The organism is Streptomyces sp. CC208A (assembly GCF_030010625.1).
Lineage (GTDB): Bacteria > Actinomycetota > Actinomycetes > Streptomycetales > Streptomycetaceae > Streptomyces.
Genome location: NZ_JASCXN010000006.1, coordinates 103282 through 118147 on the forward strand (window position 1 = coordinate 103282; position 14866 = coordinate 118147).

Sequence of the window (14866 nt, forward strand, 5' to 3'; positions counted from 1 at the left end):
CGCCCGATCGCGGGGGTGGTGCTGTCGTTGATCGTCCGCGGCGACGATGATGACGCGGTGAGCAACGCGAACGACTCCGAGCACCGTCCCGCCGGTCCCGTGCGGGCCTCCGGCTCCGGGCGCGGTCCGGCCGTCGCCCGGCGGGTGCGGCCGGTCACGGTCGGCGTCCGCCGCGGCCTCCCCGGCGCCGGCGTACCGCCGGCCGGGCCCGAGGCGCTCGCCGCGCACCTGGAGAGCACGTCCGTCCACGTGTGACGCCACCCACGACCGGGCAGGCCGCGGGGTCCGGCGGGTCCGGCCCGGTCCCATCCTTCTGGGAGACACCCATGCTGAACCTGTCGGTCCTGCTCGAGGACTCCGCCCGCTCGTACCCCGACCGGGACGCGCTGCTCCTCGGCCCGACCCGGCTGACCTACGCCCAGGTCGACGCCGCCGCGAACCAGGTCGCCAACCTGCTCGTCGAGCGGGGCGTCGCGCCCGGCGACAAGGTGGCGCTGAGCTGTCCGAACCTGCCGTACTTCCCGATCGTCTACTACGGGATCCTCAAGGCGGGCGCGGTGGTGGTGCCGCTCAACGTCCTGCTCAAGAGCCGCGAGATCGCGTACCACCTGGAGGACGCCGACGTGGCGGCGTACTTCTGCTTCGAGGGCACGCCGGAGCTGCCGATGGGCGCGCAGGGCTTCGCCGCCTTCCGCGAGGCCGAGAAGGCCCGGCACTTCTTCCTGATCACCGCGGACCCGGCCGCGCCGAGCCCCGTCGAGGGGGCCGAGACCCTGGGTGCCGCGCTCGCCGGACAGAGCCCCGTCTTCGACCCGGTCGTGACCGAGGCCACCGACACCGCGATCATCCTCTACACCTCGGGCACCACCGGCCGGCCCAAGGGCGCCGAGCTGTCGCACGCGAACACCATGATGAACGTGATGGCCTGCAACCGGATGTTCGGGAGCAGGCCGGCGACCGACAGCCACGTGCTGTGCCTGCCGTTGTTCCACACCTTCGGCGCGACCGTGCAGATGCACGCCGGGTTCTCGATGGCCGCCACGCTCCATCTGGTGCCGCGGTTCGACGCGGAGCAGGTGGTGCGCCTGATGGACAGCGAGGAGATCACCTTCTTCGCCGGTGTGCCCACCATGTGGTGGGGGCTGCTCGCCGCGCTCACCGAGGACGTCGACGTGGACCGCATCGCCCGCAACCTGCGGATCGGGGTGTCGGGCGGCGCGAGCCTGCCGGTCGAGATCATCCACCAGGTCCGGGAGCGGCTGCACGTGCAGATCCTCGAAGGGTACGGGCTCTCCGAGACCAGCCCGGTGGTCACCTTCAGCGACCCCGAGCGGGAGCCGCGCCCCGGCTCCATCGGCGTCCCGATCTGGGGCGTCCGGACCAAGCTCGTCCACGACGACTGGTCCGAGGTGACGGAGGCCGGCGAGATCGGCGAGATCGCCGTCAAGGGCCACAACGTCATGAAGGGCTACTACAACCGCCCCGAGGCCACGGCCGAGGTGATGAGGGACGGCTGGTTCCGCACCGGCGACCTGGCCCGCCGGGACGAGGACGGCTTCTACTACGTCGTCGACCGCTCCAAGGACATGATCATCCGCGGTGGCTTCAACGTGTACCCGCGCGAGATCGAGGAGGTGCTGATGACGCACCCGGCGATCAGCCTGGCCGCGGTCGTCGGCGTCCCCCACGAGAGCCACGGCGAGGAGGTCAAGGCGTTCGTCATCCTCGCGCCGGGCGCCGAGGCCACCCCCGAGGAGCTGGTCGCCTGGGGCCGCGAGCAGATGGCGGGCCACAAGTACCCGCGCCTCGTGGAGATCGTGGAGAAGCTCCCGATGACCGCCACCGGCAAGATCCTCAAGCGCGAACTCGCCTGACCGTTCCCGTGGTCTGCCCGGCGCGCGCAGGGGCCGCCGGGCAGGTTCCGGGCGTGACCCGGAGCACCACGGCGTAAGGAAGGCGTCAAAGGGGCCGACGGCGGCGTAAGGGCGTCGTCAACGGAGATCGATTCAGGCCACGCGTGCGATTTTCTCGTGCTGTCCGTTCCTCTCCGAACCTCTTCTAGGAGCTTGCGATGGCCGATGTGGCCTTCGTCGTCACCACGCTCGCGGTGTTCGCGCTGGTGGTCCTGATCGCCAAGGGGGTGGCGAAGCTGTGAGTGCCGAGAACATCGTCGGCCTCGTCGTGGCCGCCGCTCTGCTTGGCTACCTCGTGCTCGCCCTCGTCAAGCCGGAGAGGTTCTGAGTACGGATATGAGCCCCGTCCTTGCCGACGTGCTCCAGGTGTCCGCGCTGATCGTGGCGCTGGCCCTGGTGCACCGTCCCCTCGGCGACTACATGGCCGCCGTCTTCTCCTCCGGCAGACACCTGCGGGTGGAGAGGTGGATCTACCGCGCGGTCGGCGCGAACCCCGACACGGAGATGCGCTGGCCCGCCTATCTGCGCGGTGTCCTGGCGTTCTCCGCCGTGAGCGTGCTGTTCCTCCATCTGATCCTGCGGACGCAGGACGATCTGCCGGGGTCGCTCGGCTTCGCGGCGATCAGCCCGGACCAGGCGTTCAACACGGCCGCCTCGTTCGTGTCGAACACGAACTGGCAGTCGTACTCGGGCGAGTCGTCCATGGGCCACGTCGCCCAGACCGCCGGTCTCGCCGTGCAGAACTTCGTCTCGGCCGCCGTCGGCATAGCCGTCGCCGTGGCCCTGGTGCGCGGCTTCACCCGGTCCCGTACCGGTGAACTAGGTAATTTCTGGGCCGACTTGGTCCGCGCTGTCGTACGCGTCCTGCTCCCGGTCTCCGTGATCGCCGCGGTCCTGCTGGTCGCCGCCGGCGCGGTCCAGAACTTCGCCGGCATCCACGAGGTCACCACCCTCACCGGGCAGACGCAGTCCATCTCCCCCGGTGCGGTCGCCTCGCAGGAGGCCGTCAAGGACCTGGGGACGAACGGCGGCGGTTACTTCAACGCCAACTCCTCCCACCCCTTCGAGAACCCCAACGGCCTCTCCAACCTCCTGACGGTCTTCCTGCTGCTCGTCATCCCGTTCTCGCTGCCCTGCACCTTCGGCACGATGGTCGGCAGCGCGAAGCAGGGGTACGCGATCGTCGGCGCGATGGCCACGATCTGGTTCGCCGGCGTGGTCCTGGTGACCTGGCTGGAGTTCTCGCACCCGGGCACCGCCTCGCAGCTGGCGGGCGGCGCGATGGAGGGCAAGGAACAGCGGTTCGGTGAGGGCGCCTCGTCGCTGTTCGCGGTCTCCACGACCATGACGTCCACCGGCTCGGTCAACTCCTTCCACGACTCCTACAGCGGTCTGTCCGGCGGCGTGCTGCTGCTCGGCATGATGCTGGGCGAGATCGCGCCCGGCGGTGTCGGCTCGGGCCTGTACGGCATGCTGATCATGGCGGTCGTCGCGGTGTTCGTCGCCGGTCTGATGGTGGGGCGCACGCCGGAGTACCTGGGCAAGAAGATCGGCACCCGCGAGATGAAGTACGCGGCCTGCCACATCCTCGTCACCCCGGCCCTTGTGCTGATCGGTACGGCGGTCGCGATGGCCACCGGCCACGGCGAGTCGTCCATGACCAACACCGGCGCGCACGGCTTCTCCGAGGTCCTGTACGCCTACACCTCGGCCTCGAACAACAACGGCTCGGCCTTCGCCGGCTTCGGCGCGGACACCCCGTTCCACAACACGGCGCTCGGCCTGTGCATGCTGCTCGGCCGGTTCCTGCCGATGGTGTTCGTCCTCGCGCTCGCGGGTTCGCTCGCCGAGCAGACGCCCGTCCCCGAGACCGCGGGCACCCTGCGGACCGAGAAGCCGCTGTTCACCGGCCTCCTGGTCGGCGCGATCCTGATCATCACCGGTCTGACCTTCTTCCCAGCCCTGGCTCTTGGCCCGCTCGCCGAAGGACTGGCGTCATGACCACGGACGTAGAGAAGCACGAGGACGAGATGTCCGCAGTCATTCCGGGCACGGCGCCTCACAGCGACCTGCCCACCGGGCACAAGCCCGAGCGCGGCCGGGTCGGCGGGGGCCTGTTCGACCCGAAGCAGCTGGTCAAGTCGCTGCCGGACGCGATCAAGAAACTCGACCCGCGCGTGATGGTCAAGTCGCCGGTGATGTTCGTGGTGCTCGTCGGCTCCATGGTCACCACCGTGCTCGCCATCAAGGATCCGACGGACTGGTTCGGCTGGGCGATCGCCGTCTGGCTGTGGCTGACCACGGTCTTCGCCAACCTGGCGGAGGCGGTGGCCGAGGGCCGGGGCAAGGCCCAGGCCGACACCCTGCGCAAGGCGAAGACCGACACGGTGGCACGCCGGATCATCGGCAAGAACGAGGAGCGGGTACCCGGCACCGAGCTGAAGATCGGTGACCTGGTGGTCTGCGAGGCCGGCGACGTCATCCCCGGCGACGGCGACGTCGTCGAGGGCGTGGCGTCCGTCGACGAGTCCGCGATCACCGGCGAGTCCGCCCCGGTCATCCGCGAGTCCGGCGGCGACCGTTCGGCCGTCACCGGCGGTACGAAGGTGCTGTCCGACCGGATCGTCGTCAAGATCACGACGAAGCCCGGCGAGACGTTCATCGACCGGATGATCAACCTGGTCGAGGGCGCCGCACGGCAGAAGACCCCCAACGAGATCGCCCTCAACATCCTCCTTGCGTCCCTCACCATCGTCTTCCTGCTCGCCGTCGTCACCCTGAAGCCGTTCGCGATCTACGCCGGGGCCGACGAGCAGACCTCGATGATCGTCCTGACCGCTCTGCTGGTCTGCCTGATCCCGACGACGATCGGCGCGCTGCTCTCCGCGATCGGCATCGCGGGCATGGACCGGCTCGTGCAGCGCAACGTCCTGGCGATGTCGGGGCGTGCCGTCGAGGCCGCCGGTGACGTGTCGACGCTGCTGCTCGACAAGACCGGCACCATCACCCTCGGCAACCGCCAGGCATCGGAGTTCGTCCCGGTGCGCGGCACGACGGAGGCCGAGGTCGCCGACGCCGCCCAGCTGTCCTCGCTGGCCGACGAGACGCCCGAGGGCCGCTCCATCGTGGTCCTCGCCAAGGAGAAGTACGGGCTGCGCGAACGCCACCAGGGCGAGTTCGCCCATGCCACCTGGGTCGAGTTCACCGCCCAGACCCGCATGTCGGGCGTGGACGTGGACGGCAGGAAGATCCGCAAGGGCGCGACGGGTTCGGTCGTCGCGTGGGTGAAGGAGCGGGGCGGCGATGTCGCCGAGGACGCGCAGGCGCTCACGGACCGGATTTCCGAGGCCGGCGGCACGCCGCTGCTGGTGGCTGTGGAGGACGACAAGGGCGCGCGTGTCCTGGGTGTCATCCACCTGAAGGACGTCGTCAAGGACGGCATGCGGGAGCGGTTCGACGAGCTGCGCCGCATGGGCATCAAGACGATCATGATCACGGGTGACAACCCGCTGACCGCCAAGGCCATCGCTGAAGAGGCCGGTGTCGACGACTTCCTCGCCGAGGCCACCCCCGAGGACAAGATGGCCCTCATCAAACGCGAGCAGGCCGGCGGCAAGCTGGTCGCGATGACCGGTGACGGCACCAACGACGCGCCCGCGCTCGCGCAGGCGGACGTCGGCGTGGCGATGAACACCGGCACGTCGGCCGCGAAGGAGGCCGGCAACATGGTCGACCTCGACTCCAACCCGACCAAGCTCATCGAGATCGTCGAGATCGGCAAGCAGCTCCTCATCACCCGGGGCGCGTTGACGACCTTCTCGATCGCCAACGACGTGGCGAAGTACTTCGCGATCATCCCGGCCATGTTCGCGGTCGCCTACCCGTCGCTGGACAAGCTCAACATCATGGGCCTGGCCTCGCCCGAGTCCGCGATCCTCTCCGCGGTCGTCTTCAACGCGCTGATCATCATCGCGCTGGTCCCGCTCGCCCTGAAGGGCGTCCGGTACCGGCCCTCCAGCGCGGACTCGATGCTCCGCCGCAACCTCGGGCTCTACGGGCTCGGCGGCCTGATCGCCCCGTTCCTCGGCATCAAGCTCATCGACCTCCTCATCTCCCTCATCCCCGGGCTGCGTTAATCAGAAAGCGTGCTGACCGATCATGAACAACTCCGTAGGAAACGCGGCCCGGCTGCTCTGGGCGGGCCTGCGCATGCTGCTCGTGATGACCGTCGTGACCGGTGTCCTCTACCCCCTCGCGGTCACCGGCATCGCCCAGGGCCTCTTCCCCGACAAGGCCAACGGCTCGATCGTGAAGGCCGACGGCAGGGAGGTCGGCTCCGAGCTCATCGGCCAGACCTGGAACATCAAGGGCACCGACACCCCGGACCCGAAGTGGTTCCAGCCCCGCCCCTCCCACAGCGGCTACGACCCCCTGTCCACCGGCTCCAGCCAGCTCGGCGCCTCCGACCCGACGCTCACCAAGACGGTCGGCGACACCAAGAAGGCCGTGGCCGCGTTCAACGGCGTACCGGAGTCCGAGGTCCCCAAGGACGCGGTCACCGGCTCGGCCTCCGCCGTCGACCCGCACATCTCCCCCGCGTACGCGAAGATCCAGGTCAAGCGCGTGGCCCGGGCCAACGGCCTGGCCGAGCAGCGGGTCGCCGACCTCGTCGACGACCACACCGAGGGCCGTACCGCCGGCTTCCTCGGCGAACCGCACGTCAACGTCCTGAAGCTCAACCTGGCGCTGAGGGACCTGGCCGGGCGCTGACGGCCCCGGTCGCCCGCACGGCCCGGCTCGGGCGCAGACTGGAGAGGGCTCCTCTCCTGCCCGGGGCGGGCCGTAGAACCCTCTGCTTCGACACGAAAGACCACACCAGACATGGGACGCGGCAAACTCCGGATCTACCTCGGCGCGGCTCCGGGGGTCGGCAAGACGTACGCGATGCTGTCCGAGGCCCATCGCCGGGTCGAGCGGGGCACGGACTGCGTGGTCGCCTTCGTCGAGCACCACGGCCGGCCGCGTACCGAGGTGATGCTGCACGGCCTGGAACAGATCCCGCGCCGGGAGATCGACTACCGGGGCAGCACCTTCACCGAGATGGACGTGGACGCGGTCCTGGCCCGCCGGCCCGCCGTCGCCCTGGTGGACGAGCTTCCGCACACCAACGTCCCGGGTTCGCGGAACGCCAAGCGCTGGCAGGACGTCGAGGAGCTCCTCTCCGCCGGGATCGACGTCATATCGACGGCGAACATCCAGCACCTGGAGTCGCTCGGCGACGTGGTCGAGTCGATCACGGGTGTCCGCCAGCAGGAGACCGTCCCCGACGAGGTGGTCCGCCGCGCCGACCAGATCGAACTGGTCGACATGTCGCCACAGGCGCTGCGCCGCCGCATGGCGCACGGCAACATCTACAAGCCGGACAGGATCGACGCCGCCCTGTCGAACTACTTCCGGCCCGGCAACCTCACCGCCCTGCGCGAGCTGGCCCTGCTGTGGGTGGCCGACCGGGTCGACGAGTACCTGAACCAGTACCGCTCGGACCACGAGGTCTCGGCGATCTGGGGTTCCCGGGAGCGGATCGTCGTCGGTCTCACCGGCGGGCCCGAGGGCCGTACCCTCATCCGCCGGGCCGCCCGGCTCGCCGAGAAGGGCGCGGGCGGCGAGGTCCTCGCCGTGTACATCGCCCGCAGCGACGGGCTCACCTCGGCCTCGCCGAAGGAGCTGGCGGTCCAGCGGACGCTCGTCGAGGACCTCGGCGGAACGTTCCACCATGTCATCGGCGACGCCATACCGACCGCCCTCCTGGAGTTCGCCCGCGGGGTGAACGCCACCCAGATCGTCCTGGGCGCGAGCCGCCGCCGCCCGTGGCAGTACGTGTTCGGGCCCGGGGTCAGCGCGACCGTGGCCCGCGAGTCGGGCCCCGACCTGGACGTCCACATCGTCACCCACGACGCCGTCGGGCGGGGCAGGGGGCTGCCGAACCCGCGGCGGAGCCGGCTCGGCGGTCCCCGTCTCCTGGCGGGCTGGCTCGTCGGCGTGGCCGGGCCGCTCCTGCTCACCCTGGCGCTGACGTCGGCAGGCGGCGGCCCGGGGATCGCCAACGAGATGCTGCTCTTCATGGGCCTGACCGTCGGGGCGGCGCTCCTGGGCGGGATGTGGCCGGCGCTCGCGTCGGCCACCGTCGGCTCACTCCTGCTGAACTGGTACTTCACGTCTCCCGTCCACACCTGGACCATCGCCGACCCCGAGAACCTCGTCGCCATCGTCGTCTTCTTCGCCGTCGCGGCGTCGGTGGCGTCGGTCGTCGGCCTCGCCTCCCGCCGCACCCAGCAGGCGGCCCGGCTGCGGGCGGAGTCCGAGACCCTCTCCCTGCTCGCGGGCAGCGTGCTGCGCGGCGACACCAGCCTGGAGGCGCTGCTCGAACGGGTGCGGGAGACCTTCGCCATGGAGTCCGTCGCCCTGCTCGAACGGACCAGCGAGGTCGATCCCTGGACCTGCGCGGGAAACGTCGGCCCCGGCCGGCCGGTCGCCCGCCCCGAGGACGCCGACGTCGACATGCCCGTCAACGACCGTCTGGCGCTCGCTCTGACAGGCCGGGTGCTGCCCGCGGAGGACCGACGTGTCCTGGGCGCCTTCGCCTCCCAGGCGGCCGTCGTCCTGGACCGTCAGCGTCTGGTCGGCGAGGCGGCCGAGGCCCGGCGGCTCGCCGAGGGCAACAAGATCCGCACCGCCCTGCTCGCCGCCGTCAGCCACGACCTGCGCACCCCGCTGGCCGCCATCAAGGCCGCCGTCACCTCGCTGCGCGCCGACGACGTCGAGTGGTCCGAGGACGACCGCGCCGAGCTGCTCGCCGGCATCGAGGAGGGCACCGACCGCCTCGACCACCTGGTGGGGAACCTGCTCGACATGTCCCGGCTGCAGACCGGCACCGTCACACCGCTGGTGCGCGAGACGGACCTCGACGAGGTGGTGCCGATGGCGCTGGGCGGCGTACCGGAGGAGAGCGTCGTCCTGGACATCCCGGAGACCCTGCCGATGGTCGCGGTCGACCGGGGCCTGCTCGAACGGGTCGTGGCCAATGTCGTCGAGAACGCCGTCAAGTACACGCCGGACGGGACACCGGTCCTGGTGTCGGCCAGCGCGATCGGCGACCGGGTGGAGCTGCGGGTCGTCGACCGGGGGCCCGGCATACCCGACGAGGCGAAGGAGGCGGTGTTCGAGCCCTTCCAGCGGTACGGCGACGCTCCGCGCGGCGCCGGGGTCGGCCTCGGTCTCGCGGTGGCCCGCGGCTTCGTCGAGGCGATGGGCGGCACGGTGACCGCCGAGGACACCCCGGGCGGCGGCCTGACGATGGCCATCGCCCTGCCCCGGCTCCCGGCCCAGCTGCCGGCCCGCCCGGAGCTCCCGGCGGAGGCGACCACCTGAGCCACGCCGGGCCCTGTGACCGGGTCGTGCGGCCGGGTCGTGCGGCCGGGCCCTGTGGGGCCCTGTGCCCGGGTCAGCTCATTTCGGCGAACGCCTCGACCGCGCGGGTCTTGCCGGTGACGATGACGACGTCCCCTCTCATGACCACCGTCTCGGCGGTGGCGTGGGTGAAGTCCTCGCCGGAGCGCTTGATCCCGACGACCGTCACGCCGTACTTGCTCCGCACGCCGCTCTGCCCCAGCGGAACACCCGTGACGCTGTCCGGGGCGACGGTCTTCACCAGCGCGTAGTCGTCGTCGAACTCGATGAAGTCGAGCATGCGGCCGGTGACGAGGTGGGCCACCCGTTCGCCCATCTCGTGCTCCGGCAGGACCACGTGATGCACGCCGAGGCGCTCCAGGATCTGGCCGTGCTGGCGGCTGATCGCCTTCGCCCAGATGTTGGGGACGTTCTCCTCCAGGAGGTTGGAGGCGATCAGGATGCTGGCCTCCATGTCCGTGCCGATGCCGACGACCGCGCTGGTGAACTCGTGCACACCCAGCTGGCGCAGCACCTCGGGGTCGGTGCAGTCGGCGACCGCCGAATGGGTGAGGGCGTCGCCGTGGCGCTGGACGAGCGCGGGGTCGGTGTCGATGCCGAGCACGTCCCAGCCCCGCCGGGTCAGCTCCAGGGCGAGGGAACTGCCGAAACGGCCCAGGCCGATGACGGCGACCCGCTGGTCGCCCATCTCGGGATAGTGCTGGGCGAGCCGCTTGCGGCGACGCCGGCGCAGGGAGTGCAGGTAGTTACCCAATGACGGGTCGCTCCTCGGGTAGCTGGTAGCGGCGGGTGCGCTCGCGCAGGGCGAGCGCGGAGACCAGGGTGACCGGACCGAGCCGGCCGACGAACATGAGCAGGATCAGCACGAGCTGCCCGGAGTCCGGGAAGTCGGCGGTGATGCCGGTGGAGAGGCCGACGGTGCCGAACGCGGAGACCGCCTCGAACAGCACCCCTTCGAAGGGCGCCGAGGAGACGGTCAGGAGGGCGAGCGTCGCCCCGATCACCAGACCCACGGCCAGCAGCGCGACGGTCAGCGCCTGCCGCAGCACGTGCGGGGCCAGACGTCGGCCCATGACGGTCGAGTTCGGCTCGCCGCGCACCTCCGCCAGCATGGCGGCGGCGAGGACGGCGAAGGTGGTGACCTTGATGCCGCCGGCCGTGCCCGCGCTGCCGCCGCCGATGAACATCAGCGTGCAGGTCATGAGCAGGGTCGAGGGCTCCATCGCGCCGATGTCGATGGCGTTGAACCCGGCGGTGCGGCTCATCGCGGAGTGGAAGAACCCGTTGAGGAGCTTCTGGCTCCAGTCGAGCGGCCCCAGGGTGCCGGGGTTGCCCCACTCAAGGAGGCACGTGAACAGCATGCCGGTCAGGAGGAGCGCGGCGGTGGTCACCAGGGTCATCCGGGTGTGCAGCGTCCAGTTGCGCCGTCCGGTCAGCCTGCGGCGGGTCCTGTGCCGCAGCAGCTCCAGGAGGACGGGGAAGCCGATTCCGCCGAGGATGACCGCCAGGGCGACGGGCAGCGTGATCCAGGGGTCCCGCGCGTACGGGGTGAGGTTGTCCGAGTGGAGGCCGAAGCCCGCGTTGTTGAACGCGGAGACCGCGTGGAAGAGCCCGGAGTACGCGGCGTCGGCGATGGACCGGTCGTAACCGAACCGCAGCCGCAGCGCCAGCCAGGCTCCCACGGCGAGCTCGACCGCCAGGGTGGTTCCCGCGACCCCGAGCAGGACCCGGCGTACGTCTCCGATGCCGAAGCTCTTCGTCTCCGCCTGGACCGTCAGCTGCATGCGCAGCCTCAGCTTGCCCGAGACGAGCAGGGCGAGCAGCGAGGCCATCGTCATGATGCCGAAGCCGCCGACCTGGATCAGCGCGAGGATCACGTCCTCGCCGAAGCCGCTCCAGTACGTCCCGGTGTCGACCACGACGAGGCCGGTCACGCAGACCGCGGAGGTGGCCGTGAACAGCGCCGTGACGAAGCCGGTCGCCCCGCCGTCCTGCGAGGAGACCGGCAGCATGAGCAGAAAGGTCCCCAGCAGGATCACCGTGGCGAAGGCCATGACCAGGGTCCGGGCCGGGTGTACGGCGAACACCGATCGCCGCGCTCTCGCCAGCTGCCCTGCCACCCGTCGGCCTCCCTCACCTCACCGCGTTTCGGCCGGTGGGCGCATGGAACCCGTCGACGAACCGGCGGCGGTCACCCTACCCCGGAGGTCCGGGAGGGGCACGGCGAGGAACGGGATACCCCTCGGGCGGCCCTCAGAACTTCCCCGGCCGCATCACGGCCGCCGCCAGATAGCCGACCAGTGACAGGGCCACGATCAGCCCCACCCAGTTCTCCTCGCTCACGAACGACCAACTCCTTTGCCCCTGCTTTGCGCGCGGGTCACGCCCGCCCGGATCCGCCCGGCTCAGGAAACCTCCCCCGCTGCCCGCACCGGGAGAACGTTGACGCCCTCCTTCCACCCCGACGGGGGATTCTGACGGGGCTTTGACGTGTGCCCGGCACGATCCGTCAGAGCGCCGTCGAGGAAGAAGCCGTCAGGGCTCCGTCAGAGCGCCGTATGAAGAGCCCGCCCGTCGTGCCCGGCCCGTGGCCCCCGCTTCGACGGGGCACGTGAACGGCGCGTGGCTCCTGCTCGACCGGCCGCGCATGACCCTCCCCCGGGGGCCATGCGCGGCGACATGACATACGGTTCCGCCGGCTGCCGCGCGTCAGGCCGACGCCGCGGGGGTCACCTCCACGCTGTAGATCAGGAACCGGTGGTCGGAGAGGTTCGTCTGGCCCTCGGGGGCCTTCGGTTCCACGACGCACCACCGGCCCTTGAGGTTGCTGAAGACGTAGTCCAGCTTGATGTTGGCGTCGTGTGTCGGGGAGCCCGTGCGCCGGTTCGGGTAGTTCTGCTGGTCGCACTCGGCGTAGCCCGCTTCTCCCGGAAGGCCGTACAGCTCGGCCGGCTTCCAGACCTTGGCGTGCTCCGCCCCGGCCTCCGGCGTGCGGGTGTTGAAGTCACCGCCGAAGACGACCTTGGGGAACTCCTCGACGACGTCCCTGACCGCCAGCTGGTAGTCGTCGCGGTAGTCCAGCTGCGGGAAGTCCTGGTCCGACTCGCTGCGCGGGGAGTGCACGTTGCACAGCCGGACCTCGAAGTAGGTGGCCGTCGCGCACTGGAACGGCGGGACCAGGGCCGTCTGCGGCTGCAGCATCGGGTAGCGGACCGGATCCGACAGGCCCGCCTTCACCACGATGGCGGTGCCGACGTCGTCGTTGGCGTCCTTCGGCTGGCTGGTCCCCGGCAGGGTCTCACAAGGGCTGACCGTCAGCGCGCCCTTCTGCGACCAGTGGTACGGCGTGAAGTTCACGCTCCACCCGGAACCGAGCTGGGACTGCAGCTCTCTCAGCGTGCTCTGGCAGACCTCCTGGAGGAGCATGGCCTGGACGTAATTCTCCTGGACCTTCTGCTTCAGCAGGGCGACCTTCTGCGCGGTCTTCCGTTCCCCGCAGCCCCAGCGGGGGACATCGCACATGTTCCAGTCCAGCACCTGCAGGTTCGTCCCCGACGGCGGCGGCACCGCGGCGCTTCCGCCCGGCGCGGCACCGACGAGTACCAGAGCGGCAGCGGCCGCCATCCCCCACAACTTGCGCACTTCTCTTCCCCTGTCACGGTGTGAACGGTCGTCCGGCGCCATGGCACGCAGGCACGCGGAACGGTGAACGGCCGTCGTACGGACGGCCCGCGGGTTCGAGTCGATCCGAGGACGGAACCGGCCCTCGACCCCACGTCCCCATGCTAGGACCGGGGCGGCTCGTCACCCCGGGGCGCCTCGCGCCAGGAGAGGGACCGAGCGCGCCAAGGGGGACCGCTCACGCCACGATGGGGACGGGACGTGCCGTGATACGGCGATGAGCTGGTGTTTCTCGGTGATCTAGGCTACGGCTCCGTGATCACTCACCCGCATCAGGGGACGATGTCCTCCGCTCTCACACGTCTCGGCTTCCGTGCGGCGCGCCTGGTCGGCGTACCCGATCACGATTTCGCCGGCCTGCTGGGGCTGGGCCCGGAGCAGCTGAACGACGACTTGTGCCGCATACCGGCGGTCACCGGCAACCGCATGGCGGAACTGGGGAGCGCGCGCGTCGGGTGGACCGAGCTGGCAGGACTGCTCGTGCGGGAGTCGGCCGTCGGCGCGTTCGGGGTGTGGGACTACCTGATCGCAGCGGCGCCCACCCCTCTGGCAGGGATCCAGGACGCCTCGGTCTTCTTCGCCGCCGTCGCCGATCCCGGTTCGGACGCCCTCGACGTCGCCGTGGACGGCGGGCACGTCACGGTCACCCATCACAACCAGGGGGAGCTGGGGCATGCGGCGGCCTGCGCCGTCCGCGCCTACGCGCTCGGCCTCTACCGACGGCGGCTGTCCGAGGCCGCGGGACGGGAACTGGTCCCCCTCAGGGTCACCCTCGCGGCCCAGGCACCCCGCGACCACAAGGTCCTGTCCGGGCTTCTCGGCACCCGGGCCATCGACTTCGAGGCGCCGACCAGCTCGATCACCTTCCTGACCGCCGATCTGACGGCCCCCGTCCCGCACACCCAGCCGGGCTTGTCGACCGTGCTGCGGACCCACGCCGAACACCTGCTCACCGCCGCGACTCCCCTGCAGAGCTGGATGGACGTCTTCCGTGCCGAGCTGGCCTCCGCCCACGAGACGGCCTGCCCCACCCTGGCCGTCATGGCACGGCGTATGAACATCAGTGTCCGCACCCTCCAACGCCGCCTCGAGGAGCACGGCACCACGTGGAGCGGCGAGGTGGAGGCCCTGCGTCGGGACCGTGTCACGCGTCTCCTCCGGGACACCGTGCTCAGCGTCGACGCCATAGCCGCCCGAACCGGCTACGCCGATGCCCGGGCCCTGCGCAGGGCGGTCCGACGCTGGCACGACACCACCCCCGGCGACCTGCGGCAGACCGGCCGTCCCCCCACCGGACTCCGGCCGGGCGTCTGCCGGACGAGCCCGGCCCTCTCCTGGGAGCCGGGGCATGGCCCGCAGGCGCGGAGCGGTTCTCGCGGCGAGAACAGTGCGGAACCGGCGAACGGGCAGGACACGGTCGACAATTCGGTGGAGATCAAGTCGGGAGACGTCAAGGAGTCATGATGACCGGAGATCCGACCGATGCGGGTGAGATCCGCGTCGGAGAACTGGCGGAGCTCGCGAGTGGTGACCCGACCCGGGCGACTCGTGCCCTCCTCTGTCTCACCTATGAGGACCCGGATCGGCACTGGCTGGAGGGCCTGCTCCTCGACCAGGTGAGAGAGGACAACGACCCTCAGCTGCGCTCGCTGGCGGTGACCTGCATGGGCCATCTCGGAAGGATGCGCGGAATCGTCGGCACGCGAACGGTCGCCTGCCTGGAGAGGCTTCTTGACGACCCGGTGGTGGGGGGAATCGCCGAGGACGCGCTGGGCGACATCACGGCCTTCGCCGAAGTGGAGTGA

Annotated in this window: 13 protein-coding genes; 9 read left to right on the plus strand and 4 right to left on the minus strand. The window is 70.5% G+C overall.

The window, feature by feature from the left end; all coding sequences use genetic code 11:
* The first annotated feature begins 57 nt into the window (after window positions 1-57).
* From QK442_RS09790 to QK442_RS09820, 7 genes are all read left to right on the plus strand, one after another.
* Window positions 58-255 carry a hypothetical protein gene (locus QK442_RS09790; protein ID WP_282693484.1) on the plus strand — a complete coding sequence of 66 codons (198 nt, stop codon included), beginning with the start codon at window positions 58-60 and terminating at the stop codon, window positions 253-255.
* A 71-nt stretch (window positions 256-326) separates the two neighbouring features.
* Window positions 327-1874, plus strand: coding sequence for a long-chain fatty acid--CoA ligase (locus QK442_RS09795; RefSeq protein WP_282693485.1), 1548 nt, complete (start codon window positions 327-329; stop codon window positions 1872-1874).
* A gap of 277 nt (window positions 1875-2151) precedes the next feature.
* Window positions 2152-2241 carry a K(+)-transporting ATPase subunit F gene (gene kdpF, locus QK442_RS09800; RefSeq protein WP_266892013.1) on the plus strand — a complete coding sequence of 30 codons (90 nt, stop codon included), beginning with the start codon at window positions 2152-2154 and terminating at the stop codon, window positions 2239-2241.
* 8 nt (window positions 2242-2249) lie between these two features.
* Window positions 2250-3914, plus strand: coding sequence for a potassium-transporting ATPase subunit KdpA (gene kdpA, locus QK442_RS09805; protein WP_282693486.1), 1665 nt, complete (start codon window positions 2250-2252; stop codon window positions 3912-3914).
* Window positions 3911-6049: a potassium-transporting ATPase subunit KdpB gene (gene kdpB, locus QK442_RS09810; protein ID WP_282693487.1), complete on the plus strand. Its 2139-nt coding sequence runs from the start codon at window positions 3911-3913 to the stop codon at window positions 6047-6049. The genes kdpA and kdpB overlap by 4 nt, the downstream gene beginning before the upstream one ends.
* Before the next feature lie 22 nt (window positions 6050-6071).
* On the plus strand, window positions 6072-6683 hold the full coding sequence (gene kdpC / locus QK442_RS09815; protein ID WP_282693488.1) for a potassium-transporting ATPase subunit KdpC: 612 nt from the start codon (window positions 6072-6074) through the stop codon (window positions 6681-6683).
* Window positions 6684-6794: 111 nt separating this feature from the next.
* Complete coding sequence (locus QK442_RS09820; RefSeq protein WP_282693489.1) at window positions 6795-9341, plus strand: sensor histidine kinase KdpD; 2547 nt, start codon at window positions 6795-6797, stop codon at window positions 9339-9341.
* Between the two features lie 73 nt (window positions 9342-9414).
* Here QK442_RS09820 and QK442_RS09825 read toward each other — a convergent pair whose 3' ends face one another.
* From QK442_RS09825 to QK442_RS09840, 4 genes are all read right to left on the minus strand, one after another.
* A complete protein-coding gene (locus tag QK442_RS09825; RefSeq protein ID WP_282693490.1) occupies window positions 9415-10134 on the minus strand; it encodes a TrkA family potassium uptake protein in 720 nt (239 codons plus the stop codon).
* Window positions 10127-11500 (minus strand): potassium transporter TrkG, encoded by a 1374-nt coding sequence (locus tag QK442_RS09830; protein WP_282693491.1) that lies wholly within the window; start codon window positions 11498-11500, stop codon window positions 10127-10129. Before QK442_RS09830 ends, QK442_RS09825 begins: the two co-directional genes overlap by 8 nt.
* A 133-nt stretch (window positions 11501-11633) precedes the next feature.
* Window positions 11634-11723 carry a potassium-transporting ATPase subunit F gene (locus QK442_RS09835; protein WP_282693492.1) on the minus strand — a complete coding sequence of 30 codons (90 nt, stop codon included), beginning with the start codon at window positions 11721-11723 and terminating at the stop codon, window positions 11634-11636.
* A 366-nt stretch (window positions 11724-12089) separates the two neighbouring features.
* Window positions 12090-13004 (minus strand): endonuclease/exonuclease/phosphatase family protein, encoded by a 915-nt coding sequence (locus QK442_RS09840; RefSeq protein WP_282693493.1) that lies wholly within the window; start codon window positions 13002-13004, stop codon window positions 12090-12092.
* A gap of 339 nt (window positions 13005-13343) precedes the next feature.
* On the opposite strand from QK442_RS09840, the gene QK442_RS09845 reads away from it, so the two are divergent.
* Together QK442_RS09845 and QK442_RS09850 are read left to right on the plus strand one after the other, a co-directional pair.
* A complete protein-coding gene (locus QK442_RS09845) occupies window positions 13344-14525 on the plus strand; it encodes an AraC family transcriptional regulator (protein WP_282693494.1) in 1182 nt (393 codons plus the stop codon).
* The gene (locus QK442_RS09850) at window positions 14522-14866 is read left to right on the plus strand and encodes a hypothetical protein (protein ID WP_282693495.1); all 345 of its coding nucleotides are present in this window, start codon (window positions 14522-14524) and stop codon (window positions 14864-14866) included. Before QK442_RS09845 ends, QK442_RS09850 begins: the two co-directional genes overlap by 4 nt.

Bases quoted from the DNA above. Each gene is read 5' to 3' on its own strand.
- kdpA (WP_282693486.1), top strand. From the start codon at position 2,250: ATGAGCCCCGTCCTTGCCGACGTGCTCCAGGTGTCCGCGCTGATCGTG.
- QK442_RS09850 (WP_282693495.1), top strand. From the start codon at position 14,522: ATGATGACCGGAGATCCGACCGATGCGGGTGAGATCCGCGTCGGAGAA.
- QK442_RS09845 (WP_282693494.1), top strand. From the start codon at position 13,344: ATGTCCTCCGCTCTCACACGTCTCGGCTTCCGTGCGGCGCGCCTGGTC.
- QK442_RS09820 (WP_282693489.1), top strand. From the start codon at position 6,795: ATGGGACGCGGCAAACTCCGGATCTACCTCGGCGCGGCTCCGGGGGTC.
- QK442_RS09795 (WP_282693485.1), top strand. From the start codon at position 327: ATGCTGAACCTGTCGGTCCTGCTCGAGGACTCCGCCCGCTCGTACCCC.
- kdpC (WP_282693488.1), top strand. From the start codon at position 6,072: ATGAACAACTCCGTAGGAAACGCGGCCCGGCTGCTCTGGGCGGGCCTG.
- QK442_RS09840 (WP_282693493.1), bottom strand. From the start codon at position 13,004: ATGGCGGCCGCTGCCGCTCTGGTACTCGTCGGTGCCGCGCCGGGCGGA.
- kdpB (WP_282693487.1), top strand. From the start codon at position 3,911: ATGACCACGGACGTAGAGAAGCACGAGGACGAGATGTCCGCAGTCATT.